At 70.5% G+C, this 23,921-nt stretch carries 28 protein-coding genes and 1 riboswitch; of the genes, 13 read left to right on the forward strand and 15 right to left on the reverse strand.

What is annotated here, in order from left to right:
- Positions 1 to 231 precede the first annotated feature (231 nt).
- From OG963_RS36660 to OG963_RS36670, 3 genes are all read left to right on the forward strand, one after another.
- Entirely contained in the window at positions 232 to 858 is a 627-nt protein-coding gene (locus OG963_RS36660; protein WP_176902328.1) for an RNA polymerase sigma factor, read from the forward strand.
- On the forward strand, positions 855 to 1,598 hold the full coding sequence (locus tag OG963_RS36665; RefSeq protein ID WP_371799849.1) for a hypothetical protein: 744 nt from the start codon (positions 855 to 857) through the stop codon (positions 1,596 to 1,598). The genes OG963_RS36660 and OG963_RS36665 overlap by 4 nt, the downstream gene beginning before the upstream one ends.
- A 209-nt stretch (positions 1,599 to 1,807) precedes the next feature.
- Positions 1,808 to 2,956, forward strand: coding sequence for a glycosyltransferase (locus OG963_RS36670; protein ID WP_256223807.1), 1,149 nt, complete (start codon positions 1,808 to 1,810; stop codon positions 2,954 to 2,956).
- An 87-nt stretch (positions 2,957 to 3,043) separates the two neighbouring features.
- Here OG963_RS36670 and OG963_RS36675 read toward each other — a convergent pair whose 3' ends face one another.
- The 4 genes from OG963_RS36675 to OG963_RS36690 form a co-directional block, all read right to left on the reverse strand.
- Positions 3,044 to 3,886, reverse strand: a complete 843-nt coding sequence (locus OG963_RS36675) for an SGNH/GDSL hydrolase family protein (protein ID WP_093777533.1) — start codon at positions 3,884 to 3,886, stop codon at positions 3,044 to 3,046.
- Between the two features lie 125 nt (positions 3,887 to 4,011).
- Positions 4,012 to 5,031, reverse strand: coding sequence for a hemolysin family protein (locus tag OG963_RS36680; protein ID WP_093777535.1), 1,020 nt, complete (start codon positions 5,029 to 5,031; stop codon positions 4,012 to 4,014).
- A complete protein-coding gene (locus OG963_RS36685) occupies positions 5,028 to 6,365 on the reverse strand; it encodes a hemolysin family protein (RefSeq protein WP_093777537.1) in 1,338 nt (445 codons plus the stop codon). The genes OG963_RS36680 and OG963_RS36685 overlap by 4 nt, the downstream gene beginning before the upstream one ends.
- A 214-nt stretch (positions 6,366 to 6,579) precedes the next feature.
- On the reverse strand, positions 6,580 to 6,999 hold the full coding sequence (locus tag OG963_RS36690; protein WP_371799850.1) for a GNAT family N-acetyltransferase: 420 nt from the start codon (positions 6,997 to 6,999) through the stop codon (positions 6,580 to 6,582).
- A 117-nt stretch (positions 7,000 to 7,116) separates the two neighbouring features.
- Between OG963_RS36690 and ligD the strand changes: the two genes are divergently transcribed.
- Positions 7,117 to 8,085, forward strand: coding sequence for a non-homologous end-joining DNA ligase (gene ligD, locus OG963_RS36695; RefSeq protein ID WP_371799851.1), 969 nt, complete (start codon positions 7,117 to 7,119; stop codon positions 8,083 to 8,085).
- A 23-nt stretch (positions 8,086 to 8,108) separates the two neighbouring features.
- Here the strand turns inward: ligD and OG963_RS36700 are convergent, their stop codons facing one another.
- Entirely contained in the window at positions 8,109 to 8,333 is a 225-nt protein-coding gene (locus tag OG963_RS36700; protein ID WP_030921851.1) for a hypothetical protein, read from the reverse strand.
- 419 nt (positions 8,334 to 8,752) lie between these two features.
- Here OG963_RS36700 and OG963_RS36705 point away from each other — a divergent pair, with 419 nt between their 5' ends.
- Together OG963_RS36705 and OG963_RS36710 are read left to right on the forward strand one after the other, a co-directional pair.
- The gene (locus OG963_RS36705; protein ID WP_030921856.1) at positions 8,753 to 8,980 is read left to right on the forward strand and encodes a hypothetical protein; all 228 of its coding nucleotides are present in this window, start codon (positions 8,753 to 8,755) and stop codon (positions 8,978 to 8,980) included.
- Complete coding sequence (locus tag OG963_RS36710) at positions 8,977 to 9,348, forward strand: hypothetical protein (RefSeq protein WP_030921860.1); 372 nt, start codon at positions 8,977 to 8,979, stop codon at positions 9,346 to 9,348. Before OG963_RS36705 ends, OG963_RS36710 begins: the two co-directional genes overlap by 4 nt.
- 89 nt (positions 9,349 to 9,437) lie before the next feature.
- Here OG963_RS36710 and OG963_RS36715 read toward each other — a convergent pair whose 3' ends face one another.
- The 4 genes from OG963_RS36715 to bioB form a co-directional block, all read right to left on the reverse strand.
- A complete protein-coding gene (locus tag OG963_RS36715) occupies positions 9,438 to 10,115 on the reverse strand; it encodes a class I SAM-dependent methyltransferase (protein WP_093777543.1) in 678 nt (225 codons plus the stop codon).
- A gap of 194 nt (positions 10,116 to 10,309) precedes the next feature.
- Positions 10,310 to 11,005, reverse strand: a complete 696-nt coding sequence (gene bioD, locus OG963_RS36720; RefSeq protein WP_093777545.1) for a dethiobiotin synthase — start codon at positions 11,003 to 11,005, stop codon at positions 10,310 to 10,312.
- A 1-nt stretch (position 11,006) separates the two neighbouring features.
- The gene (locus OG963_RS36725; protein ID WP_371799852.1) at positions 11,007 to 12,311 is read right to left on the reverse strand and encodes an adenosylmethionine--8-amino-7-oxononanoate transaminase; all 1,305 of its coding nucleotides are present in this window, start codon (positions 12,309 to 12,311) and stop codon (positions 11,007 to 11,009) included.
- Entirely contained in the window at positions 12,304 to 13,488 is a 1,185-nt protein-coding gene (gene bioB, locus OG963_RS36730; RefSeq protein ID WP_093777549.1) for a biotin synthase BioB, read from the reverse strand. The genes OG963_RS36725 and bioB overlap by 8 nt, the downstream gene beginning before the upstream one ends.
- A gap of 144 nt (positions 13,489 to 13,632) precedes the next feature.
- Between bioB and OG963_RS36735 the strand changes: the two genes are divergently transcribed.
- Positions 13,633 to 14,775, forward strand: a complete 1,143-nt coding sequence (locus OG963_RS36735) for an 8-amino-7-oxononanoate synthase (RefSeq protein ID WP_093777551.1) — start codon at positions 13,633 to 13,635, stop codon at positions 14,773 to 14,775.
- Positions 14,776 to 14,808: 33 nt separating this feature from the next.
- On the opposite strand, the gene OG963_RS36740 is transcribed toward OG963_RS36735, so the two are convergent.
- Both OG963_RS36740 and OG963_RS36745 read right to left on the reverse strand, forming a co-directional pair.
- Positions 14,809 to 15,015 carry a DUF397 domain-containing protein gene (locus OG963_RS36740; protein WP_030921874.1) on the reverse strand — a complete coding sequence of 69 codons (207 nt, stop codon included), beginning with the start codon at positions 15,013 to 15,015 and terminating at the stop codon, positions 14,809 to 14,811.
- An 83-nt stretch (positions 15,016 to 15,098) separates the two neighbouring features.
- Positions 15,099 to 15,956, reverse strand: coding sequence for a helix-turn-helix transcriptional regulator (locus OG963_RS36745; RefSeq protein ID WP_093777553.1), 858 nt, complete (start codon positions 15,954 to 15,956; stop codon positions 15,099 to 15,101).
- A gap of 204 nt (positions 15,957 to 16,160) precedes the next feature.
- On the opposite strand from OG963_RS36745, the gene OG963_RS36750 reads away from it, so the two are divergent.
- Positions 16,161 to 16,592, forward strand: coding sequence for an ATP-binding protein (locus tag OG963_RS36750; protein ID WP_030921879.1), 432 nt, complete (start codon positions 16,161 to 16,163; stop codon positions 16,590 to 16,592).
- A gap of 619 nt (positions 16,593 to 17,211) precedes the next feature.
- On the opposite strand, the gene OG963_RS36755 is transcribed toward OG963_RS36750, so the two are convergent.
- The 3 genes from OG963_RS36755 to OG963_RS36765 form a co-directional block, all read right to left on the reverse strand.
- On the reverse strand, positions 17,212 to 17,685 hold the full coding sequence (locus tag OG963_RS36755; protein ID WP_093777555.1) for a C40 family peptidase: 474 nt from the start codon (positions 17,683 to 17,685) through the stop codon (positions 17,212 to 17,214).
- A 3-nt stretch (positions 17,686 to 17,688) separates the two neighbouring features.
- A riboswitch (cyclic di-AMP (ydaO/yuaA leader) is annotated at positions 17,689 to 17,885 on the reverse strand.
- A 303-nt stretch (positions 17,886 to 18,188) separates the two neighbouring features.
- The gene (locus tag OG963_RS36760; protein ID WP_030921883.1) at positions 18,189 to 18,497 is read right to left on the reverse strand and encodes a hypothetical protein; all 309 of its coding nucleotides are present in this window, start codon (positions 18,495 to 18,497) and stop codon (positions 18,189 to 18,191) included.
- Between the two features lie 7 nt (positions 18,498 to 18,504).
- Complete coding sequence (locus tag OG963_RS36765) at positions 18,505 to 19,140, reverse strand: ATP-dependent Clp protease proteolytic subunit (protein ID WP_030921886.1); 636 nt, start codon at positions 19,138 to 19,140, stop codon at positions 18,505 to 18,507.
- 95 nt (positions 19,141 to 19,235) lie between these two features.
- On the opposite strand from OG963_RS36765, the gene OG963_RS36770 reads away from it, so the two are divergent.
- Positions 19,236 to 19,520: a type II toxin-antitoxin system Phd/YefM family antitoxin gene (locus OG963_RS36770; protein WP_030921888.1), complete on the forward strand. Its 285-nt coding sequence runs from the start codon at positions 19,236 to 19,238 to the stop codon at positions 19,518 to 19,520.
- A 194-nt stretch (positions 19,521 to 19,714) separates the two neighbouring features.
- Here OG963_RS36770 and OG963_RS36775 read toward each other — a convergent pair whose 3' ends face one another.
- On the reverse strand, positions 19,715 to 20,707 hold the full coding sequence (locus OG963_RS36775; protein WP_371799853.1) for an ABC transporter permease: 993 nt from the start codon (positions 20,705 to 20,707) through the stop codon (positions 19,715 to 19,717).
- A 105-nt stretch (positions 20,708 to 20,812) separates the two neighbouring features.
- On the opposite strand from OG963_RS36775, the gene OG963_RS36780 reads away from it, so the two are divergent.
- From OG963_RS36780 to OG963_RS36795, 4 genes are all read left to right on the forward strand, one after another.
- A complete protein-coding gene (locus tag OG963_RS36780; protein WP_093777559.1) occupies positions 20,813 to 21,433 on the forward strand; it encodes a TetR/AcrR family transcriptional regulator in 621 nt (206 codons plus the stop codon).
- 139 nt (positions 21,434 to 21,572) lie between these two features.
- Entirely contained in the window at positions 21,573 to 21,875 is a 303-nt protein-coding gene (locus OG963_RS36785; RefSeq protein ID WP_176902329.1) for an urease subunit gamma, read from the forward strand.
- A 13-nt stretch (positions 21,876 to 21,888) separates the two neighbouring features.
- Entirely contained in the window at positions 21,889 to 22,200 is a 312-nt protein-coding gene (locus tag OG963_RS36790; protein WP_093777563.1) for an urease subunit beta, read from the forward strand.
- The gene (locus tag OG963_RS36795; RefSeq protein WP_093777565.1) at positions 22,193 to 23,914 is read left to right on the forward strand and encodes an urease subunit alpha; all 1,722 of its coding nucleotides are present in this window, start codon (positions 22,193 to 22,195) and stop codon (positions 23,912 to 23,914) included. Before OG963_RS36790 ends, OG963_RS36795 begins: the two co-directional genes overlap by 8 nt.
- Positions 23,915 to 23,921 lie beyond the last annotated feature (7 nt).

Raw genomic sequence — 23,921 nt, forward strand, 5'->3', positions numbered from 1 at the left:
TCGGGTCCTTGAGGCCTTCAGACGTGGGTGCGGTCCCTCCTGACTGCGATTCACGTCCGCCCGGCGGCGGCTGCCCCGGTGAGTGCCCTCGGCGTTGCGGGGCCCTTGCTGTGACATTTCTGTGCGCCGTCACGCAGAACTGGTCGAGAGGCTCGCGTGCTCGGGGGCATGGGCACCGTGAGCGGTGCCGGGGCGGCGCGCGTCCGACGCAGTCGGTACGAAGAGGAAAGTGTGACCAAGGGCGGGGAACAACACCGCGGGCAAGTGGACGACGCCGAGCTCGGCGCTGCGGTGGAGCGGGCGCAGCAGGGGGACGAGGAAGCATTCGCGGTGGCGTACCGGATGGTCCATCCCGGGCTGCTCGGATACGTACGGGGCCTGGTCGGCGAGGACGGCGAGGACGTGGCCTCGGACGCCTGGCTGGAGATCTCCCGCGATCTCGGGCGGTTCCGCGGGGACGGGGCCGGCTTCCGCGGCTGGACCGCGACGATCGCCCGGCACCGGGCGCTCGACCATCTGCGCAGACAGAAGCGGCGGCCGCGCACCGCATTCCTGGAGCAGGACGTCCTCGAACTGCCCAGTGGTCATGACACGGCCGCGGCCGCTCTGGAGACGCTCTCCACCGAGCAGGCGCTCGCGCTCATCGGACAGTTGCCGCGGGAGCAGGCGGAAGCCGTTCTGCTGCGCGTCGTCGTCGGTCTCGACGGCCCCGCGACGGCGCGTGTGCTCGGCAAGCGAGCAGGGGCCGTACGCACCTCCGCCCACCGTGGACTGAAGCGACTGGCCGAGTGCATCACCTCGGCGGGGTCGGGCACTGTGACGTCTGCGGCGCGGCGCACGCTGAGAGATGAGACATGAGAGATGAAACGCAGCGGGTCACCGGAGTGCCGGTGACCCCCGAAGTGGCCGCCCTGCTGACAGCCGCGCAGCGCACCGGGGAAACCGGCCCCGTTGCCGAGCAGCGGGCACTGGACGCGTTCCGGGCGGCGCGCGACGAGGGCGCGCACGCACCGGTGTCGCTGCTGCGGCGCCGTCGGCGTGACGACTGGCGTCCGGTCGAGCGGTGGCGCGGAGTGCGCTCGGTCCGGGCCGTCGTCGCCGGCCTCACGGCGGTGGTGGCGCTGGGTGGGGTCGCGATGGCCGCCGGCTCGGGGACGATGTCGGGACCGTTCGGGGAGGGCGGCCACGACCGGCCGCGCCCCGCACACCCGGCGAACAGCCGGCCTGCCGAGCCCGGCGGCAGTCATCGGGGTACGCCGACGCCGCGCGCGGACCGTACGCAGCAAGGACCGACGGACGCCCCGGCCACCGGGCGTGCTTCCCGCCACCCCGACCAGGCACAGGATGATGTGGCGCTCTGCCGTGCGTACCGCCACGTGCAGGGCAGCGGGAAGGCCGCGGACGCGACGGCCTTCGATCGGCTGGCGTCGGCGGCCGGCGGCGTGTCGGCGGTGCCGGACTACTGCGACGGCCTCCTCGCCGCTCAGCCGTCGAAGGGGAACGGGACCGGCCAGAAGGAGAAGCCGGAAGGGACACCGGCGGCCCCGGAGGCGAAGGGAACCGGGAAGAACGCCGGGGGCAACTCCGACGCGCGCTGAGCCCGGACCCGTCGGTGCGGACGCGGGGCATCGTGGAGTGCGGTGTTGCCCCGAGCCCGACAGCGGGACACCGCACGCCCTGTGACCCTCTGCCCTGACGGTACGCACGCGACAGGTGATCCGGGAGGTGGCACCGGCGAGCCGCCACCGTTCCCGGACGCCCCGTCAATAAGGTCGCCCGGACTCGTACGTCCGGGATTGGTGTCGCCGTGAAGCCGTCCATCTGCCTGTGCATGATCGTCAAGAACGAGGCCCACGTCATCGGGCGCTGCCTCGCCTCGGTTCGCGACCTGATCGACACCTGGGTGATCTCCGACACCGGTTCGAGCGACGGAACGCAGCAGCTGATCCGCGCCGCTCTCGACGGCATCCCGGGCGAACTCCACGAGGAGCCCTGGGTGGACTTCGGCCACAACCGGACCCTGAACATCAGGCACGCCCACGCCAAGGCCGACTATCTGCTCCTTCTCGACGCCGATCTGGTGATCCGCAGGCAGGGGCCGCTGCCCCGGCTGACCGCCGACTCGTATCTGCTGCGGCACGAGGGCGCGACCGAGTGCCGCGTCAAGCGTCTGGTCCGCGGCGACATCGCCTGGCGGTACGAAGGCGTCACCCATGAGTACCTCACCTCCGACCAGCGCGACGACCGGCGGACTCTCGACGCGCTCGTCGTCGAGGACCACGCCGACGGCGGGATGCGGCACGACAAGTACGAGCGGGATGCACGACTGCTCGGTGCCGAACTCGAGCGCGACCCCGACAACGCCCGGACCGTCTTCTATCTGGCGCAGACCATGCGGGATCTCGGCGACAGGGACAAGGCGATCGCCCTCTACGAGCGCCGCGCGCGGATGGGCGGCTGGGGCGAGGAGGTGTACTGCTCACTGCTGCAGGCCGGAATCCTCAAGGCCGATGCCGGCGACTGGCCGGCCGCCATGGATGCGCTCTCGCGGGCCTGGGAGTCGCGGCCGCAACGGCTCGAGGCCTGCTACGAGCTCTCCTCGCGGCTGCGCGGCCTCGGCCGCCACCGCGCCGCGCACGCGTTCGTCAGCGCCTGCGTCGACCGCGAACCGCCGGAAGACCTGCTGTTCGTCCAGCCGTGGGTGTACCGATGGGGGCTGCTCTTCGAGTACTCGATCACCGCCAACCGGGTCGGAGACATCGACGGCTCGCTCGGAGCCTGCGACCGGCTCCTGTCGATGCCGGACCTCCCTGACGCCCATCGCAGGCAGACGCTCACCAACCGCGAGTTCGCCGAACAGCGGCAGGCCACCCGCAGCGCGTCATGGGCTCCGCCCCCGGACTGGCGACGCGGCCCCCACCTCAGTGACAGCAACTGCAGCACCTGTCACGGCTGACATCGGCGGCCCGGGGTGGCCGATGCCTGACCCGAGGCGGATGACCGGTTCGAGAACTGCGCCCGGCAGCCCCGACAGGATTGCCTCCTAGCAGGCGCCGTCCACCCGGCGCCACGTCGCCACCGGGCCCGGGGCCCGGTCGTCCTCGGGGGTGACCCAGAAGGCCTTCCCGAGCTCGGCGCTGAATTGGGCGCCGGTCCGTCCGTCGCCGGACGACCGGCCGGTCAGACGGCGGCCGATCCACGGAGCCAGATGCCGGCGTGCGAAGCGGAGGTCGTCGACGCGCCGCGTCGCCCACCGAGGAGGTACGGCGGCGGGAAGAGGCGTCTGCCAGTCGTTCTCGGCCGGAAGTCCCAGCGTCTGCCAGACCGCCTCGGCAACTCTGCGGTGGCCCTCGTCGGTCAGATGCAGCCGGTCGACGTCCCACAGTTGGGGATCTCCCAGCGCCGGAGCTCCGTACAGATCGACGACCAGCGCCCCGTGCCGGTTCGCCAACTCGTCGACCAGGGTGAACAGCTCCTCCATGCGCGGACGGAACCGCTCCATCACCGGGCCGTTGCGCCCGGGGCTGCGCATCAGCACCAGCTTCTTGCACGCCGGCGCCAGACGCTCCACGGCCTCCTCCAGCTGCCCGCGCACCATGCCCATGTCGCACTTCGGCCGCAGCGTGTCGTTGAGACCGCCCACGAGCGTCACGACATCCGCCTGCATGGCGGCCGCCGCTTCGACCTGCTCGTCGACTATCTGGCGGATCAGCTTTCCGCGCACGGCGAGATTCGCGTACCGGAACCCGGGGGAGCGGGTGGCGAGCCGGCCGGCGAGGACATCGGCCCAGCCGCGGTACGAACCGTCCGGCAGCAGGTCCGACATTCCCTCGGTGAACGAGTCGCCGACCGCGACAAGACTGGTGTAGGAGGCATTCATTTCCATGGCGATGCGATCGTATCGCGGTGGGGTCCGGCGCCTTTCACGGAGACCGGACCGAGCCCGGCGGGCGGTGCGGGCCGTGGGGCCGGCGCGTACGCCTGACCACCACACGGCCCGCACCGGCACCGTCAGCGTGCTTGCGGCCGTCCCACCAGCTCGCGCAGGACGTCCTCCATCGTGACCAGTCCGGCCAGCTTGTCGTCCTCGTCGAGCACCGCCGCGAGGTGTGTGCGACTCCTTCGCAGTGCCGTCAGCACATCGTCGAGCGGTGTCGCGGCCCGCACCCGGGCGATCGGCCGCATGGCCGTCACCGGGAACGGGACATCGCGCGGTGTGGCGTCCAGGGCGTCCTTCACATGGAGATAGCCCTGGATCCGCTGCTCGCTGTCCATCACCGGGAAACGCGAGAAACCCGACTCGTACGAGAGCCGTTCCAGCTCCTCGGGTGTCGTCCCGACCCGGGTGTACACCACCTGGTCGACCGGCAGCACCACATCCCGTACCGGGCGGCGGCCCAGCTCCAGGGCGTGCCGCAGACGCTCGGCGGCGCGGTCGTCGACGAGGCCGGCGTCACCGGCGTCCTTCACCAGACGGGCCAGTTCGTCGTCGGAGAACGTGGCGGACACCTCGTCCTTCGTCTCCACCCGCAGAAGTCTCAGCAGGGTGTTGGCGAAGGCGTTCACCGTGAAGATCACCGGGCGCAGCGCCCTGGCAAGGGTGACCAGCGGCGGACCGAGTATCAGCGCGGTCCGTACCGGCTCCGCCAGCGCGATGTTCTTCGGCACCATCTCGCCGAGCAGCATGTGCAGATACGTCGCCACGGCCAGTGCGATCACGAACGAGATCGGATGGACCAGTCCGTGCGGCACACCCACCACGTCGAAGACGGGCTCCAGCAGATGCGCGATGGCCGGTTCGGCGACGATACCCAGGACCAGCGTGCACAGTGTGATGCCCAGCTGCGCCGCCGCGAGCAGCGCCGACACGTGCTCCAGACCCCAGATGACGCTCCGCGCCCGCCGGTTCCCGGCCTCGGCCTGGGGCTCGATCTGGCTGCGGCGTACGGAGATCAGCGCGAACTCGGCGCCGACGAAGAACGCGTTGGCGACCAGGGTCAGCAGACCGATGAAGAGCTGGACGGCAGTCATCGTCCGTCCTCCGTGACGTCGTCGGAGCCGGGCAGCGGTGCGTGCAGCAGCACCCGCGCCGCGCGGCGCCCCGAGGCGTCCGCCACATCGAGCCGCCAGCCCGCCAGCTCGATCGAGTCGCCCACGGCCGGGATCCGGCCCACCTCCGTGGCGATCAGCCCGGCGAGCGTCTCGTACGGTCCTTCCGGCACCCGCAGTCCGATGGTCCGCAGCTGGTCGGTGCGGGCGGCGCCGTCGGCCGACCAGAGGGTGCGTCCGTAGGCGTCCTCACCGGCCGGTGCGAGGTCCGGCGTCTCGTGCGGGTCGTGCTCGTCGCGTACCTCGCCGACCACTTCCTCGACGATGTCCTCCAGCGTGACGACTCCGGCCGTGCCGCCGTACTCGTCGATGACCACGGCCATCGCGAGCTTGCCCGACAGCCGGTCGAGCAGCCGGTCCACGGTGAGGGTCTCCGGTACGAGCAGGGGCTCGCGCAGCATCTCCGACACGCGTGTGCGTGGCCTCTCCTCGGCCGGGATCGCCAGCACGTCCTTGATGTGCGCGACGCCGACGACGGTGTCGAGGCTGCCCCGGTAGACAGGGAAGCGGGACAGTCCGGTCGCCCGGGTGGCGTTCGCGACGTCCTCGGCGGTCGCCTGCACCTCCAGCGCGGTGACCTGCACCCGTGGGGTCATCACATTCTCCGCAGTCAGATCTGCGAGATTGAGGGTGCGGACGAAGAGTTCCGCGGTGTCCGCTTCCAGCGCGCCTGCCTTCGCGGAGTGACGGGCCAGCGCCACCAGCTCCTGCGGGCTGCGGGCTGAGGCCAGCTCCTCGGTCGGTTCGAGACCGACGCGACGCACGATCCGGTTGGCCGTGTTGTTGAGGTGGCTGATGAAGGGCCGGAAGACCGCGGTGAAGGCCCGCTGCGGGGTGGCCACGGTCTTCGCCATGGCGAGTGGCGAGGAGATCGCCCAGTTCTTCGGGACGAGTTCACCGACGACCATCAGGAACACCGTGGACAGTGCCGTTCCGAGCACCAGCGCCACCGAGGACGCCACACTCGGGGACAGCCCGGTCGCCTCGACCGGACCGCGGATCAGTTTCGCGATCGAGGGTTCGGAGATCATGCCGACGACCAGGTTGGTGACGGTGATGCCGAGCTGTGCGCCGGAGAGCTGGAAGGTGAGGCTGCGAACCGCCTTCATGGCGCTCGCCGCGCCCCGCTCGCCCTGCGCCACCGCCCTTTCCAGTTGACCGCGCTCGACGGTGGTCAGCGAGAATTCGGCCGCGACGAAGGCGCCGCAGGCGAGCGAGAGCAGTACCGCCACGAGCAGCAGGAGCACTTCGGTCATCGGTTCACCTCCGTCCCATGATCGGGCAGGGAGAGGAGGATCGCTCGATGTCGGCGATGTCGGCTTCTACTGGGAGGCTCGCCCATGGGCGGACGCTCACACCTTTCGGGAGTACGGGTCGACGGTGTACCTATAGTAAAGGGTCGGCAAAGTCGCCCGCTCTGCGGGTGTTCGCCGACCGGCTCCGCGGCCTGCGAGGGCTGTCTGCCTGTGCCTACAGCGGTTTCACCCAGCGTCGCCAGTGATCCTCGCGGTGGTAACCGGCGGCAGCCCAAGCGTGGTGCGCCCGCTCGTTGGCTTCCAGGACCATGGCGTCGACCCGTCGCCCGCCCAGGTCGATGAATCGTTGTTCCGCTGCTGCCAGCAAGGCGGTGGCGATGCCTTGCCGACGGCAGTCCGGGTGTACGGCCAGCCGGTAGGCGGAGCATCGCCAACCGTCGAATCCGGCTATGACGGTTCCCGCGAGGAGACCGTCACGCTCGGCGAGGAGCAGGGCTTCGGGGTCTCTTGAGATGAGCCGGGCCACCCCGTCGTGGTCGTCGCTGATGCTGGTTCCTTCTGCGGCTTCGCTCCAGAAGTGCAGCACGGCGTCGATGTCCGAGAGGTCGGCGCAACGAATGTGGAGATCACTCATCGGGTGAGCCAATCAGAACGCCGGCCCGTTCGGCCAACGTTTTCCGCACCGAGGAATCGGGAGCCGCAGCCCGGACCGGTCCTGCGGAGTCATGCGCGGCGTTCGATCATCGAAGGTATGGCACCGAACCGCGGGCGCGCCCCTTTCGCGCCTCCGTCGATCGCACCGATGCTGGCCGTGCCGGGGCCGCTGCCGGTGCACGACGAGGATTGGGCGTTCGAGGCCAAATGGGACGGTGCCCGCTGCGTCCTGACCGGTGCAGGCGACGGAACCGTGCGGCTGACCTCCCGGGCGGGCAACGACATCACCGTGACCTATCCCGAACTGCAGGCGCTGGGCGGGATCCTGCGTGGGCGGGGTGTCGTCCTCGACGGTGAGGTCGTGGTCCTGGACACCGAGGGGCGGCCCGACTTCGGGTTGCTCCAGCGCCGGATGGGGGTGGTGAACGCACGCCACGCCACTCGCCTGGCACAGCGGACACCCGTCCAGCTCGTGGTCTTCGACGTGATGTTCCTGGACGGCCGCTCGCTGCTCAATTCCTCCTACCTCGAGCGACGTCAGGTCCTGTCGGGGCTGGGGCTGGCCGGTCCGCACTGGTCGGCGCCCGGATACGTGCGCGGACACGGTGCCCGGACGTGGGAAGCCGTGGTGCGCGAGCGCCTGGAAGGCGTGGTCGCCAAGAGGCTTTCCTCGCCGTACACGCCGGGGGTCCGCTCGCCGAACTGGCGCAAGACCAAGAGGGTCGAGACCTTGGACGTGGTCATCGGCGGCTGGACACGGAGGAGAGGCGCGGCCGGGGAGGTGCCGGGCGCGGTGCTGGTCGGCGTGGACGCGCCGGACGGCCTGCGCTACGCGGGTTCGGTGGGGTCGGGGATGTCCGAGCGTGAGCTGGGCGAACTGGCCGCCTATCTGGCGGTCCTCGCGCGCCCGACGTCTCCGTTCGCCGACCCGGTCCGGGTGGCGGACGCGCACTGGGTCGAGCCGCGACTGGTCGCGGAGGTCACCGCCTCGGAGTGGACCACGGCCGGCCGCCTGCGCCATCCGGTCTGGCAACGGCTACGGCCGGACCTGACCCGGCTGGACTGACTACCGCTCGCGCGCAGCGTGAATCAGGTGGCCTTGTACTGGTGGGCTTCGGCGCCCTGCCACTGGACCACGGCGCGGTTGTCGAGGATCCGTTTAGGGTCGGCCAGTCCGGCGTCGGCGAGGAACACGATGAGGTCGTTGTCGCTGTGCGCGAGCCCGAGTCTCTCGTCGCGATTGTTGACGTGCACGGTTACGGGCCGGGCGCCGGACGGGGTGGGTGCGTGGATGGTGATCGGTGGTGTCGCCATGACTCCAGGGTGGCCCCGCGCGACGGCGGGCGCATCCGGCCGGTGCAGAAGCGGGGGACCCGGTCCGCCGCGAGGATCGGAGCGTGACGAACGGACCGCGTTCGGTGGCCGTTGATGCGCTCGGGCGTCGCCGCCTACCGGCGGTTCGCCGCAGCGCGGGAGATGCCGGCAGGCCCAGGTGGTCGGGGACCAGGATGACGTCGTATCCGAGCTGCTCCGCGCGGCGGCAGCGGGTCCGCCAGTCCGTCCCGCCGGCCGGCGTCAGCATGTTCACTCCGAATCGAAACGGCCTTGCCATGACCTCTCCTCGCGCCGGGCTGATCGATGGACAGGCCACACACTCTGCCGAGGGAGAGCGTGGTCCGTATGTCGAACCGCTCCCCTTGCCTGTGCTAGCAATACCGCGCTAGCGTGTTGATGTGCCCAAGACTCAGCTGAACGTACGAGTGGACGAGGCCACCGCCGAGGCCGCGCGGCAGCGCGCGCTGCAGAGGGGGATGAGCGTGAACCGCTACATAGAGGAGCTCGTCAAACAGGATGCGGGCGAAGTCGGACATACTTTTGTCGAAGCCGCTGCCGACTTCATGAAGCAGTACGAGTCGGTCTTCGCCGAAGAGTTCGGCCCGGAGCGCAAAGGCACCCGTTGAACCTCCGGATCGACCTTTCCTGGCTGCTCATGGTCGCCGAGCACAAGACGCCCGGCGATCCTCAGGTCGTCGACTGGGGTGCGCTCGTCGCCGCGGTCGCCCGTCACGAGGCGGAGATCTTCGGCAGCCCCGTATACAGCGACCCGCACATCAGGGCCGCCGCGCTTCTGCAGTTGCTGCTCCATGTCCCGGCGCTGGAACACTCCAACGCGATGTTCGCCTCCGCCGTCGCCTACGGCTATCTCGTCGCCTCCGGACTGAAGGTCATCACTTCGCCCGAACAGGTGCGCGATCTGGCCCGGCTCGTCAAGGAGGGCAAGGCCGACGTCCGGGCCATCGCCGACGAGCTCCGCCAATGGAGCCTGTGACTCCTCCTCCTGCGCGGGGTTTCGACGAAGGAGCCGGCCGACGCACTGGCGGCGTTCGCGGACAAGCTGGAACAGGAGGACCGAAGGGGTCAGTCCACCGCGGTCGTCCGGCGGGCCACGCCCAGCACGCACGCGGAGGTGGGGAGCCGGATCCCCCTCTTCGGCATCCTGACCCTGCGGTACTCCTCCACCACGAACCCGGCCCTCTCGATCGCGGCGAGCGTGTCCCGCGATGTGTGACACCCACCGCACACCATCGGCCACACCGTCCGGTCCAGTGCCCGCTGGGTCGTCGCCATGGCGCGGTCGTCGGCCCGTACGTGCTCGAAGAAACGCAGCTCCCCGCCGGGGCGCAGCACCCGGAGGATCTCCGCGAGCGAGCGTTCCACGTTCCGTACGCTGCACAGCACGAGTGACGCGACGGCCCCGTCGAACGCCTCGCTCTTCACCGGCAGGGCCTCCGCGGCGGCCGGCACGACATCCACCGGCATACCGGCACGCAGCGCGGACCGCAGCGCCAACTGCCGCAGGCACCACTCCGGTTCGATCGCCACCACTTCGGACACGGCCGGCGGGTAGTGGGCGAAGTTCAGGCCGTTCCCCGCGCCGATCTCGATGATGCGTCCCGACAGACCCGTGAGCAGATCCGCGCGGATCGCCGCCATGCCGGATCGGGTCTCGGCGGCCACGCTCATGCGGGCATAGACCCGGGCGAAGACCGGATGGTGCACCGCGTCCTTCGGGATCTTCGTGCTCCGCAGGCGCATGACAGACCTCCTCGACAGGACCGGCTCCACCGGGTCGGCTCCGCCGGACCGCTCGGCGCGGGCGGGCCGGACTCGCCCGAAACCGACCGGAGAAGCCCGACCGGCACAGTACGGCTACTTGGATTCTCCCCCGTCCCGCGCCGCTCAGGCGTGCAGCCGACGGCCGGATTTTCCGTCCGGCTCCGCTCCGCGGCTCAGTGAGCGGTCCGGATCCCGCCCAGCTCCGCCGCCAGCCAACTCGTGGCCCGGGTACGGAAGTCGGCCGGCGTCAGCGCCCCCGCCCCGGCGGGCACCACGCCCACCAGCGGCGCACCCGCCACCACCGGAAGATCACTGAGATTGCAGCGCGCGGCCAGGTCCGGCTCGGCGGGCATGCTGCCCACCACCACCCCGAGGCACCCGAGCCCCCGTGCCCGCAGGGCCTCCGAGGTGAGCGCGGTCGTGTTGAGTGTGCCGAGTCCGGCAGACGTCACGACCAGAACCGGGGCGGCCAGCAGCCGGGCCGCGTCCGCGAGAGTGGCGCCTTCCTCGTCGAACCGTACGAGCAGCCCGCCCGCCCCCTCGACCAGCACCAGATCGTGCTCGGTCGCGAGTTTCTCGGCCGCTGCCGCGATCTGTTCCGGATGCACGGGAGCCATGCCCGCCCGCCGGGCCGCCGTGTCCGGCGCCAACGGCTCGGGGAACCGAGCCAGTTCGACGCCGGTGACCGCTTCGCCCGCCAGCCGGCGCACCTCGAAGACATCGCCCGGTTCCCCCGGCGCGACACCCGTCTGGGCCGGCTTGAGCACGGCCACCGAACGTCCGGCGGCGACCGCCACAGCGGCCACCGCCGCCGTCACGACCGTCTTACCGATCTCCGTACCCGTGCCGCTCACTACCAGTACCGGCATCTCAGCCCTCCCGCGCTGCGGCGCACACCGCACGGCAGATGCGCGCCAGATCGTCGTCGCCGGTCACATACGGCGGCATCGTGTAGATCAGGTCCCGGAACGGACGCAGCCACACGCCCTCGCGGACCGCGGCCTCGGTGGCCGCAGCCATGTTCACGTCGTGATCGAGCTGTACGACGCCGATGGCGCCGAGGACACGTACGTCCCGTACACCCGCGATCGAACGCGCACCGGCAAGACCGTCCAGCAGCCCGTTCTCCAGCCGTTTGACCTCCTGCTCCCAGTCCTGGCCGAGCAGCAGATCGATCGAGGCGAGTGCGACGGCGGCAGCCAGTGGGTTGCCCATGAACGTCGGGCCGTGTGCCAGCACGGGCACCTCTCCGCGCGAGATGCCGTCCGCCACCCGTGAGGTGCACAGCGTGGCCGCCAGCGTGAGGTAGCCACCGGTCAGCGCCTTCCCGACGCACATGACGTCGGGAGAGATCCCGGCGTGTCCGGCGGCGAACAGCTTCCCCGTACGCCCGAAACCGCTGGCGATCTCGTCGAACACCAGCAGCACGTCATGTGCGTCGCACGCCTCGCGCAGCGCCCGCAGATAAGCGGGGGAGTGGAACCGCATCCCGCCCGCACCCTGCACCACCGGCTCCACGATCACCGCGGCCAGCTCATCGGCATGGCGCGCGATCAGGTCCCGCAGGTGCCGTACGTACGCCTCGTCCGGCTGCGTGTCGAAACCGCCGGGCGGCTCGTCGGCGAACACCTGCCGGGGCAGCGCGCCCGACCACAGCCCGTGCATCCCGCCCTCGGGGTCGCACACCGACATCGGCTGCCAGGTGTCCCCGTGATAGCCGCCGCGCCAGGTCAGCAGCCGCTTCTTGGCCGGCCTGCCGGTGGAATGCCAGTACTGCAGGCACATCTTCACCGCGACCTCGACCGACACCGAACCGGAATCGGCGAGGAAGACGTGGCGCAGCGGCTCCGGCGTGATCTCGACCAGCCGGGCCGCCAGCCGCACGGCGGGCTCATGGGTGAGGCCGCCGAACATCACATGGCTCATCCGGTCCAGCTGGCCGCGCGCCGCCTCGTTGAGCACCGGATGGTTGTAGCCGTGCACCGCCGACCACCACGAGGACATGCCGTCGATCAACTCGTGCTGCCCATGCGCAGGTTCGGCGAGCCGGAGCCGCACCCCGGACGCGGACTCCACGATCAGCGGCTCCTGCCGGCCCGGCATCGGGCCGTACGGGTGCCAGACGTGGGCCCGGTCCAGGGTCCGCAGCTCTGCGGGGGAGAGAGGGTCAGGCATTGGGGGCGAGATCCGTCCCCGCGCCGCGTCGGCGAACCGCCACCAGATCCGTGCGCGCGGCCGGAGCCTCGGCGTCGACGACCGTGGGCCCGTCGGCCACGTCACCACAGGGCGCACAGCCCGTGGAGTGTCCGCCGCAACCGCCGCCGGCCTCCGGTTCCGTCCCCGCTTCCGTGCGGTGCCGGGGCAGCGTCGTCGTACCCGCGCCCTCCACCTCGAAACCGGCGTCCGCGATCATGTCCAGATCGGCCTGCCCCGCCTGGCCCTCGCTGGTCAGATAGTCGCCCAGGAAGATCGAGTTGACCAGGTGCAGGGCGAGCGGCTGCATCGAGCGCAGATGCACCTCGCGGCCGCCTGCGAGCCGGACCTCGACATCCGGGCAGACGAACCGGACCATCGCCAGAATGCGCAGGCAGCGCTGCGGGGTGAGGTTCCACTCCTTGGCGAGCGGGGTGCCCTCGAACGGGATCAGGAAGTTCACCGGAACCGAGTCCGGGTCCAGCTCGCGCAGCGAGAAGACGACATCGACCAGATCGGTGTCGCTCTCCCCCATGCCGGCGATCAGACCGGAGCACGCGGAGAGCCCCGCCGCCTGCGCCTGCTGCACGGTCTCCACCCGGTCCGCATAGGTGTGGGTGGTGGTGATGTCCCCGTACGTCCCCTCCGACGTATTGAGGTTGTGGTTGTACGCGTCGGCGCCCGCCGACCGCAGACGGCCGGCCTGCCCCTCGGAGAGCAGACCCAGGCAGGCGCACACCTCGACGCCCTCGTTCTGCTCCTTGATCGCCTCGATCGTCTGCGACACCCTGTCGACGTCGCGGTCGGTCGGACCGCGGCCGCTCGCCACCAGACACACACGCTTGGCGCCGCCCGCCACCCCGGCGGCGGCGGCCTTCGACGCCTCGTCCGGCTTCAGCCAGGTGTATTTGAGGATCTCGGCCTTCGAGCCGAGCCGCTGCGAGCAGTACGAGCAGTCCTCGGGGCAGAGCCCCGACTTGAGGTTGACCAGATAGTTCAGCTTCACCCGCCGGCCGAACCACTGGCGGCGTACCTTTCCGGCCGCGGTCACCACTTCGAGCAGATCGTCGTCGGAGGTCGCCAGCACGGCGAGCGCTTCTTCTCGGGTCGGCAGCTCGCGCCGCAGCCCCTTGTCCACCAGCGTGTTCAGGAGGTCCATGGCGATGATCCTTGCCTACTCCACCGCCCTCAGCCAAGGAGGAACCGGACAACAGAGCCCACAGAGGGTGTGTGTATTGCCACACCATGCCCGGCTGCGCCCCCGGTTAGGGTCTGTGAGCTGCCTACAAAAGGGACCGTCGCCATGCCCCTCGCCCCGTTCGACTGGATCGACGACGAGGCCCGCCGCCGTGCGGACGCCGGACTCGTCCGCACGCTCCGCCCCCGGCCCGCCGAACCGGAACTGCTGGACCTCGCGAGCAACGACTACCTGGGTCTCACCCGGCACCCCGAGGTGACCGCGGCCGCCGCCGAGGCCGCGCACCGGTGGGGTGCGGGCGCCACCGGCTCCCGGCTGGTCACCGGTTCCACCGAACTGCACGCCGGACTTGAACGCGAACTGGCCGCATTCTGCGGTTTCGAGGCGGCCCTGGTCCTCTCCTCCGGCTACGCGGCCAATCTCGCCGCGCTCACCGCCCTCACCGGCCGGGGCTCCCTGATCGTCTCCGACGCGGGCAACCACGCCTCCATCGTCGACGGATGCCGGCTCTCCCGGGCCGAGACCGCCGTCGTACCGCATGCCGACCCCGAGGCCGTCGCGAAGGCGCTGCACGCGCACGACGGCCGCGCCCTGGCCGTCACCGACTCGGTCTTCTCCGTCGACGGTGACGCCGCACCACTGCGCGGACTGGCCGATGTCTGTCGTGCGCGGGGGGCCGCGCTGCTCGTCGACGACGCGCACGGGCTGGGAGTGCTCGGTGAGGGCGGGCGCGGCGCGCTCGCCGCCGCCGGTCTCGCGGGCGGCGAGGGGATCGTCGCCACAGCCACCCTCTCCAAGTCCCTGGGTAGCCAGGGCGGCGCGGTCCTCGGACCGGCCCGGGTGATCGACCATCTGGTCAACACGGCCCGTACGTTCATCTTCGACACCGGGCTCGCACCGGCCGCCGCGGGCGCCGCCCTCGCGAGCCTGCGTCTGCTGCGCCGCGAGCCGGAACGGGCAGGCAGGGCCCGTACGGTCGCCACCGCCCTGTACGAACGGCTGACCGCCGCAGGGCTGACCGCGGTGCGTCCCGACGCGGCCGTCGTCTCTGTGCGGGCGCCTTCGGCGGACGCGGCGGTGCGCTGGGCGGCCGACTGCCGCACGGCCGGGATCGCGGTGGGCTGCTTCCGCCCGCCGTCGGTCCCGGACGGCATCTCGCGGCTGCGGCTCACGGCCCGCGCCGATCTGACGGAGGCGCAGATCGCGAACGCGGTGGAGACCGTCCTGCGGACGGCTCCGGCGGCCTGACCGGAGCCGCGAAACGGCCGGTGAGCCGGCCCGTCAGTCGGCCGTGCCGTCGGTCAGGCCGGAGACGAACGACTTCCAGGCCGCCGCCGAGAACCGCAGCGGCGGCCTGGACACGTCCTTGGAGTCCCGCACGGCAAGCCGCTCCGGGCCGAACGGAGCTGCTTCCACGCAGTTGTTCATCCCTGTGCTGCGGCTGCTGCGCCGCCACCGTAACTCGTGCTCTGCGAGGCAATCGGACATCGGGCCCCCTCGGGCAGTCTGAGGTTCCTGGTGCCCCTCCCGGCAAGCTTCGCCCCGTCGGGCGAACAGTGCCGGTCGCGGCACTAACCGTCGCGGTCGATCGCGGCGATCAGGTCCAACGAGTGCTCCGGCGACAGCGCGTGTGCCTGCAAAGTGCAGAAGGCCGAGCTGTACGCCTCAAGGTCTTCTTTCCGTTCCAGGTAGAGGCTACTCGTCAAGTGGTCGAGAACGACCACATCCAGATCAGAAGTGTTCGGAAAGGAGAAGATAATGAAAGGTCCGGTGAGTCCCATGTATCCACCCACTGAGAACGGCAACAACTGCAGCTCTACATGGGGGAGTTGGGCGACCCGGATCAGATGGCGCAGCTGATTGCGCATCACCCGGCGCCCGCCGACCTCGCGCCGCAGCACCGCCTCGTCGAGCACCGCGGTCAGCCGTAGCGGCGGCTCGGTACGGAGCACCCCCTGCCGGGCCAGCCGCACTTCCACCAGCGAGTCCAGCTGGCCGGCGGGCAGTCCGTCCAGCGACGCACGGGTCACCGCACGCGCGTAATCGGCGGTCTGCAGGAGCCCCGGCACCACCGAGGTCTCCAGCGTGCGGGCGGTTCGGGCCTGGGACTCCAGACTGATGAAGTCCCGGTACTGGGGCGGGATGAGACCGCGGTAGGCGTGCCACCAGCCGGTTCCGCCGCCGCCCGCCGAGCCCGCGAGCGTCTCGAGTAGCGTCCGCAACTGCGGGTCGTCCAGACCGTAGGCATCCAGCAGTCGGCTCACATCGGCCGGTTTCACACCGCTGGTACCGGTCTCGATCCGGCTCACCTTCGACTGATGCCAGCCGAGCAGCTGTGCAGCGTCACGACTCGTCAGTCCGGACGTGTGGCGCAGACTCCGCAGCTCCTCCCCGAGCTTGCGGCGGCGCACCGTGGGACCGTGCTGCATGCGCGGCCTCCCTCCCTCTCGTGCCGAGGGGCCATCTTGCCGCCCATGTGCGTTATTCCGGGCCATAGTTCACCGCTTCGAGCGACAGATATATGCATATCTTGGTGGATCGCCGTCACGGAGGGCCGGATCAGTGGCAGTCTGGCGCGAAGCGCATCCCGGGTCGATCGCGGGTCGGTCCGGGCGGGAAAAGGACGGCTCGCCATGGCAGACCATCAAGAAGCACGTGTCACTCTGCCGAGCGAGCCGCTCTCGGTCTCCTCGGCCCGGAGATACGTGGCGGAAGTGCTCGCCGACTGGGGTCTCCCCGATGACACGGAGACTGCCGACACCATCCGGCTCATCGTCTCCGAGCTCACCACCAACGCCGTCCAGCACACCTTCGGCCAGTCGCCCACCTTCACGGTGGACCTGCGGCTGGAGCGGGAGGAACAGCTGCATCTCGGGGTGACGGACAGTCACCCCCGCTGGCCCCAGCGACTGCCCGCTGCCGTGCGGCAGGACAACGGGCGCGGCATGGTGATCATTCGCTGCCTGGCCAAGGAGTGCGGGGGACGGCTCACGGTCACGCCGACCGCCGAAGGGGGCAAGACCGTCTGGATCGAGCTCCCCTGGACGTTCCCCGTCCAGACCTGACCACCGTCCTCGCAGACCCTGACTCATGCCCGGCCCGGCCCGGACGTCGCGTCGCCGGTGGCGGTAGCGATGGCGTCGTCGGCCGTCGCCGTGCATGGTCACTGAGCGGCCCTCCCGAAGCCGTCGCGCGGCAGTGCGCACAGCGTCGCGGCCGGCCCACTCGCCGAGGTGCGCCACAGCGATGGTCCGCCGGACAGGCGCGGTTTCCCCGTCGCGTGGACGGGTGCGTCGGCGCCATCGCGGCGACCGTCTCAGGCACCACCGCCGTGCCGATCCCCGCATCGACCGGGGCGCAGGTCGGCCCTGGACCGGTACCCGCACACCAATGGCGGATGTCACCCCCCCCGCCTCGGCCGGAGTGTTCTCCACTCCGCGGCGGGGTGTACGTCCTCCACCTCGGGATCAGCGCTCTGCACGCGGCGCCGCGCCGCACCACGGACGGGGCTCCGACGCGGGGCGGGCCGGTGGGCCTTCCGTGACCGGATCAGGACGCGTGCTGCGCCGAGGGCGGCTGCGGCGCGCAGCGCGCACCGCGCCGGGGACGGTGCTGGCCACCGGCACCCTGCTGCCCCGGGCCGACGGAGGTGACCGGCCACCTGAAAGGCGGAGGACGCGGAGGTCAGCGGACCCGTCCGTACCAGACACTCCGCGTCCAGATCTTCTCCAGCCGCACCACGGAACCGGTCTTCGGCGAGTGCCAGATTCTGCCCCTACCGGCGTAGATCCCTACGTGGTAGACGCCGCGCCCCCAGTGGAAGAAGACCAGATCGCCACGGCGTCGCTGCGAGGCCGAGATGTGCCGGGTCTTGTTGTACTGCTGCTGGGCCGTGCGGGGGAGCTTCTTGCCCACCCTTTTGAACACGTACATCGTCAGACCCGAACAGTCGAAGCGGTGGGGGCCTGTGGCCCCGTACCGGTACGGCGATCCCTTCTTCGACGCGGCGATGTTGAGCGCCTTCGTGGAATGAGCCGCGGCCTGGGCTTCGACCACAGCGCCGGGGGCGATCACGGAGCCGCCGACGGCGGCGAGCGTCAGAACCGTGGCGGTGCCGGCCCGGGTGAGCAGAGACGGGACATGAACCTGCGCAGTCATGCGCAACCCTTCGTCAGCCGCCTGTGAAGGATGACCTGTCGGGTTCGGGCTGGCGAAGTTGCCCGGCCGCACTCGGCGGCTTCACCCCGAGGGTCGACCGGATGTCCGGTCGACCCGTTGTGCTCGGGTCCTCCACTCCTGCCGATCCACCTCTGTCGACCAGGCATCCGGGCGGCGGCAGGACTCGGCGTCCGCCCGAACCGCCCCGCCGCGGTGGCGGGGGCTTGTCGTCCCACGGATCTTGACTCACCGAGTGCCGGATTTCCTAGGATTCACTGCGATATGGAAGTTTCGTCGTGATTGACCCGTACGGGTGGGTACAGTCGCACCGTGAACCCGGCCGGTCTCCCCGACCGGTCCCGTACCAGCGGCGGAATGGCAGACTCCGTTCACCGGCCACTCCGGGGGCGCAAGTTGAACAATCCCTCGCGCGGGGGACCTCCTACGCCGAACGAGCGAGGAATTTTGATCAGGCCGCCGGGCGTGTCGCGGAAGGGAGTTGATCAACTCGTCTGGGCAGGGGGCACGGTGACCCGTCGGGCCCGTCGTTCCCCGTCCAACACGCGGAGCGCTCGCGCCAAGGTGGCGGCGTGGATCTGCGCTTCACCGCGCTCGTGCATCGACGCGAGTGCGTTCCGCAGGGCGACGGCCCGCGAGGCGAGTGCCTGCGCGGCGCGCAGCGCGCCGTAGGTGTCGCTGCCGTGTGCGGGGTTGATCCGCCCCAACTGGTCGAGCACTTCCAGATAACAGTCGATGAACTCGGCCTCGGCGCGCGTCAGTGCGGGCAGCGGCGGGAACTCCGGTGGCTGCATCGGGTGTTCACCTCGCGGCGTTCGGCGGGAGCGACTTCTTGCGGTTCTCCAGAACGTGGTCCACCAGGCCGTACGCCTTGGCGCCCGGGGCGTCGAGGATGAGATCGCGCTCGATGTCCGCGGCGATCCGCTCGGCAGTTCGCCCGGTGTGACGGGCCAGCAGGCGGGTGAGCTGCTCACGGATGCGGATCAGTTCCCGTGCCTCGATCTCCAGATCGGACGGCTGGCCCTGCAGCGCCTCGGGAAGCGCGGGCTGCTGCACGACGACCCTGGCACCGGGGAGGGCGTGCCGCCGGCCGGGGGCGCCCGCGGCGAGCAGCAGGGCCGCGCTGGAACCGGCCTGTCCGAGGCAGAAGGTCTCCACCTCGCAGGTGAGGTACTCCATCGTGTCGTAGATCGCCGCCATGGCGTCGAACGATCCGCCGGGGGAGTTGATGTAGAGGGAGATGGGCCGGTCGGGTGCCGCGTGTTCCAGGTACATGAACTGCGCGATCAGGTCGGTGGCGGCGGTGTCGTCGACCGGAGTGCCGAGGAAGACGATCCGCTCGGCGAGCAGCTTGGAGTACGGGTCGAGGGTGCGGGTCCCGTCGGTCGTGCGTTCGGTGAACTCGGGCAGTACGTAACGGGCGGCAGGGCGGAACATGGTGAAGCCTCTCCTCCGGTGTCTGCGTCTGCGTGCGGCCTGCACAAGCGTCTGTAAAAAATGTACAGGACGTACAGAAGGTTATGATGGGGACTATGGCCTACGAGATTCCGGTGACGCAAGCCCGAGCTGAGCTCGCCGAACTGATCAACCGCGTCGTCTACGGCGGCGAGCGAGTCGTGGTGACCCGGCACGGCAAGCCGCTGGTGGCGCTCGTTTCGGCCGCTGACCTGGAGCGACTCGAGAAGGAAGAAGCGGCTGCCGAGGAGCAGGTGATCAGCTCGGTCTCCTCGATCGGCTCCGCCGCATCCGCTCCGGGCGAACGGCGGCGCTTCGGCATCGCGGCGGAACACCGGGGGCGGACGGACCCGGGCAACTGACGGTATGTGACCTGTGGTGAGCTCGCTCGGCGCCCTCGCCGCGGCGCGAGTGCGTGCTCCCCGCCCCGGCGGCAACACGGCGTCACCCGGCGCCGGGACGCCCGGTGACGCCGTGAGTCCATGACGCGTGGAGCAGAAGAGCCGCGCACCCCCGTCCGCTACAGCGGGGGTGCGCGGCGGTTCGGGAGGGGCGCTCAGCCCGCGAGGGCCGCTGCCGGAGCGCCGGGTGCGGGGGCCGTAGCCGCGGGTGGCGTCCGGCGTCGGCCACCGATGAGGACCGCGGTCAGTCCGACCGCCGCCCACAGGCCGAGTGTCAGCGCCGCGTCGCCTGCCGCACCGCCGTCGAAGAAGGCGACGGACCGCAGCAGTGACCCGCCCGCCCCCGGCGGCAGCAACTGCCCGATGACGCCGAGCGGCTGAGGCAGCAGCTCAGGTGCGCTGGTGACGCCGGAGAACGGGTTGCCCAGCAGCACCATCAGCAGGGCGCCGATCCCGACCCCGGACGGGCCGATCAGTGCGGCAAGCCCGGCCACGGTCGCGCCGATGGCCAGCACGGTGAGCGCGAGCGCCCCGGCCTCGGTCCACCAGTCACCCGTGATCGCCCCGAGCCAGTTGTCCGTGAGGGTCGCGGCGGCGATCCCGACGAGCGCGGCGACGCCGATCAGCGCCCCGGCGGCGCGGCCGCCGCGCAGCCTCAGCAACGTGACGGCGGATCCCGCGGCGACGCCCGCGATCGCCAGTGGCAGGATGCTCGCGCCGAGCGCGCTGCCTCGCGGATCCCCGGCAGGAGCCGCCACGACATCCGTGACCCGCACCTGGCTGCCGGCCAGGTCCTGAGTGGTGACGGCCTCACGGAGCAGCTGGGCCACCATCGGGCTCGCCGCCGAGGCGGTCAGCAGCTGCGGCCCCTTCGGTGTGATCACGACCGCGCCGTATACGACCCGGTCCTCGATGGCGGCGCGGGCCGCGGTCCCGTCACCGAAGCGGTGGATCTCGAAGGCGTCCCCGTGCCGCTCGAACTGCTGCTGGACGCGATCGGCGGCCGGTGCGGAACCCGCGATGCCCACCGGGAGGTGCCGTGGGGCGATCCGGGCGGCGGGCCAGGCGAAGGCCCAGAGCGCGAGGGTCACCACCAGGGGGATCAGGAGGACGACCGCCACCATGCGGCGGTTCGGGGTGGCGGGCATGGAGGGCCTCGATTCAAAGAGAAGGATCGTTCGTTTTACGGGTGGTCACACTGTCCTCCGGTGCGGTGCCTTGTCAAGAAGGAACGTTCGTTTTAGATTGAGGCCATGGCTCGCGTATCCCAGGCTCACCTCGACGCCCGCCGTCGGCAGATCCTCGACGGCGCCGCACGCTGCTTCGCGCGGAAGGGCTTCCACGGCACCTCCATGCAGGACGTACTGCATGAGGTCGGGCTCTCGGCGGGTGCGGTCTACCGCTACTTCAGCGGCAAGGACGATCTCATCGCGGCCATCGCCGGAGAGGCGGTCGGCAGTGTCCGGCAGGCGTTCGAGGAGGCGGCCCGGGTCAGCCCGTCACCCACCCCCGACGTGCTGATCGGTCGTGTGACGCGGACGCTTTTCAGCGGCGAAAGCCGCGGAATGGACCGACGGGCCTATGCCGGGCTGATCGTGCAGGTGTGGTCCGAGACCCTGCGCAGCGAGCGGCTGGCCGCCACCCTCGGCGAGGCCTACGAAGGGCTGCGCCTGGCCTGGGCGGAGCTGGTCGAGGTCTACCGCGAGGCCGGCATCCTGGCCGCCGACGTGCCGTCCGATCATGTGGCCCGCACCCTGATCGCCACCGCCCAGGGATTCATCGTGCAGCTGGCGCTGTTCGGGGACGCCGCGCCCGGGGTGCTGGAGAACGGCCTGCGCGGCCTGATGTCCATGGACCTGCAAGAGATCAGTTAACGCGCCGGAAAAACTTCCGCCCTAACGTGCAATACCTCGGTGTGAGACACCGGTCCTGAGTTCAACAGTCTGTTGAGCGCAGTTGGTGTCTCGCTGCGCCCAGCACCGGTACTGGGCGGACGACTGTGAGGTGGAAGCGTTGCAACTGACCCCGCACGAGCAGGAACGCCTGCTCATTCACGTGGCCGCCGACGTGGCGGAGAAGCGTCGGGCGCGTGGACTGCGGCTCAACCATCCCGAGGCGGTCGCGCTGATCACCGCTCATCTGCTGGAAGGTGCCCGCGACGGCCGTACGGTCTCCGAACTGATGGCGTCCGGGCGGAAGGTGCTCACCCGTGACGACGTCATGGACGGCATCCCCGAGATGATCCACGACGTCCAGGTCGAGGCCACCTTCCCGGACGGCACCAAGCTGGTCACCGTCCATGATCCGATCGTCTGACGGGGCGCCGCCGATGATTCCCGGAGAGATCCTCCACGCGGACGGGCCGGTGCCGCTCAACCCGGGCCGCCCGGTCACCCGCCTCACCGTCCTCAACGCCGCCGACCGGCCCGTCCAGGTCGGCTCGCACTACCATTTCGCCGAGGCCAACCCCGGCCTCGAATTCGACCGCCGGGCCGCCCACGGCCTGCGGCTGAACATCGCCGCCGGGACCGCGGTCCGCTTCGAGCCCGGCATTCCCGTCGACATCGAACTCGTGCCCCTCGCCGGACTGCGCATCGTCCCGGGGCTGCGCGGCGAGACCGGAGGTGCCCTCGATGGCTGAGCTCAACCGCGCCGTGTACGCCGACCTGTTCGGGCCGACCACCGGCGACCGCGTCCGGCTCGCCGACACCGATCTGCTCGTCGAGATCGAGGAGGACCGCTCCGGTGGCCCCGGACTCGCCGGTGACGAGGCCGTGTTCGGCGGGGGAAAGGTGATCCGCGAATCGATGGGCCAGGCGCGCACCACGCGCGCCGAAGGGGCTCCCGACACCGTCATCACGGGCGCCGTCATCATCGACCACTGGGGCATCGTCAAGGCGGACATCGGCATCCGCGACGGCCGGATCACCGGCATCGGCAAGGCCGGCAACCCGGACACGATGGACGGCGTCCACCCCGACCTCGTCATCGGTCCGGAGACCGAGATCATCGCGGGCAACGGCAAGTTCGTGACGGCGGGGGCCGTCGACGCGCACGTCCACTTCATCTCACCGACCATCGTCGACCAGGCGCTCTCCGCCGGTGTCACCACGCTCGTCGGCGGCGGCACCGGCCCGGCCGAGGGTACGAAGGCCACCACGGTCACGCCGGGCGCCTGGCACCTCGCCCGGATGTTCGACTCGCTGGAGGCCTACCCCGTCAACATCGGACTGCTCGGCAAGGGCAACACGATGTCCGGCGACGCTCTGCGGGCCCAACTGCGTGGCGGAGCGCTCGGATTCAAGATCCATGAGGACTGGGGGGCCACCCCGGCCGTCATCGACGCCTGTCTGAACGTGTGCGAGGAGAGCGGCGCTCAGCTCGCCATCCACACGGACACCCTCAACGAAGCCGGCTTCGTGGGGGACACCCTTGCCGCGATCGCCGGGCGCTCCATCCACGCGTACCACACCGAAGGCGCCGGCGGCGGGCACGCGCCGGACATCATCACCGTGGTCTCGGAGCCGTACATCCTGCCCAGCTCCACCAACCCCACCCGGCCGCACACCGTCAACACCATCGAGGAACACCTCGACATGCTGATGGTCTGCCACCACCTCAACCCGGCCGTCCCGGAGGACCTGGCCTTCGCCGAGTCGCGGATCCGGCCGTCCACCATCGCCGCCGAGGACATCCTCCACGACCTCGGAGCGATCTCGATCATCTCCTCCGACTCGCAGGCGATGGGCCGCGTCGGCGAAGTCGTCCTGCGCACCTGGCAGACCGCCCATGTGATGAAGAAGCGCCGCGGCCCGCTGCCCGGCGACGGGCGGGCCGACAACCACCGGGTGCGTCGATATGTCGCCAAATACACCATCAACCCGGCCGTGGCCCAGGGTCTCGACCAGGAGATCGGTTCCGTCGAGACCGGCAAGCTCGCGGACCTGGTGCTGTGGGACCCGGCCTTCTTCGGCGTCAAGCCGCAGACCGTCATCAAGGGCGGACAGATCGCATACGCGCAGATGGGCGACGCCAACGCGTCCATCCCCACCCCGCAGCCGGTGATGCCCCGGCCGATGTTCGGCGCTCTCGGCCGGGCGCCCGCCGCCAACTCGCTCAACTTCGTGGCGAGCGCTGCCGTCGAGGACGGGCTGCCGGAGCGCCTGGGACTCGGCAAACGCTTCGTGCCGATCACCAGCACCCGGAGGGTCACCAAGGCGGACATGCGGGAGAACGACGCGCTGCCGCGGGTCCAGGTCGACCCGGACAGCTTCGCCGTGACCATCGACGGCGAACCGGTCGAACCCGCGCCGGCCGTCGAACTCCCCATGTCCCAGCGCTACTTCCTCTTCTGAGACGGGC

The sequence above is a fragment of the Streptomyces sp. NBC_01707 genome (assembly GCF_041438805.1).
In the GTDB taxonomy this organism is placed as follows: domain Bacteria; phylum Actinomycetota; class Actinomycetes; order Streptomycetales; family Streptomycetaceae; genus Streptomyces.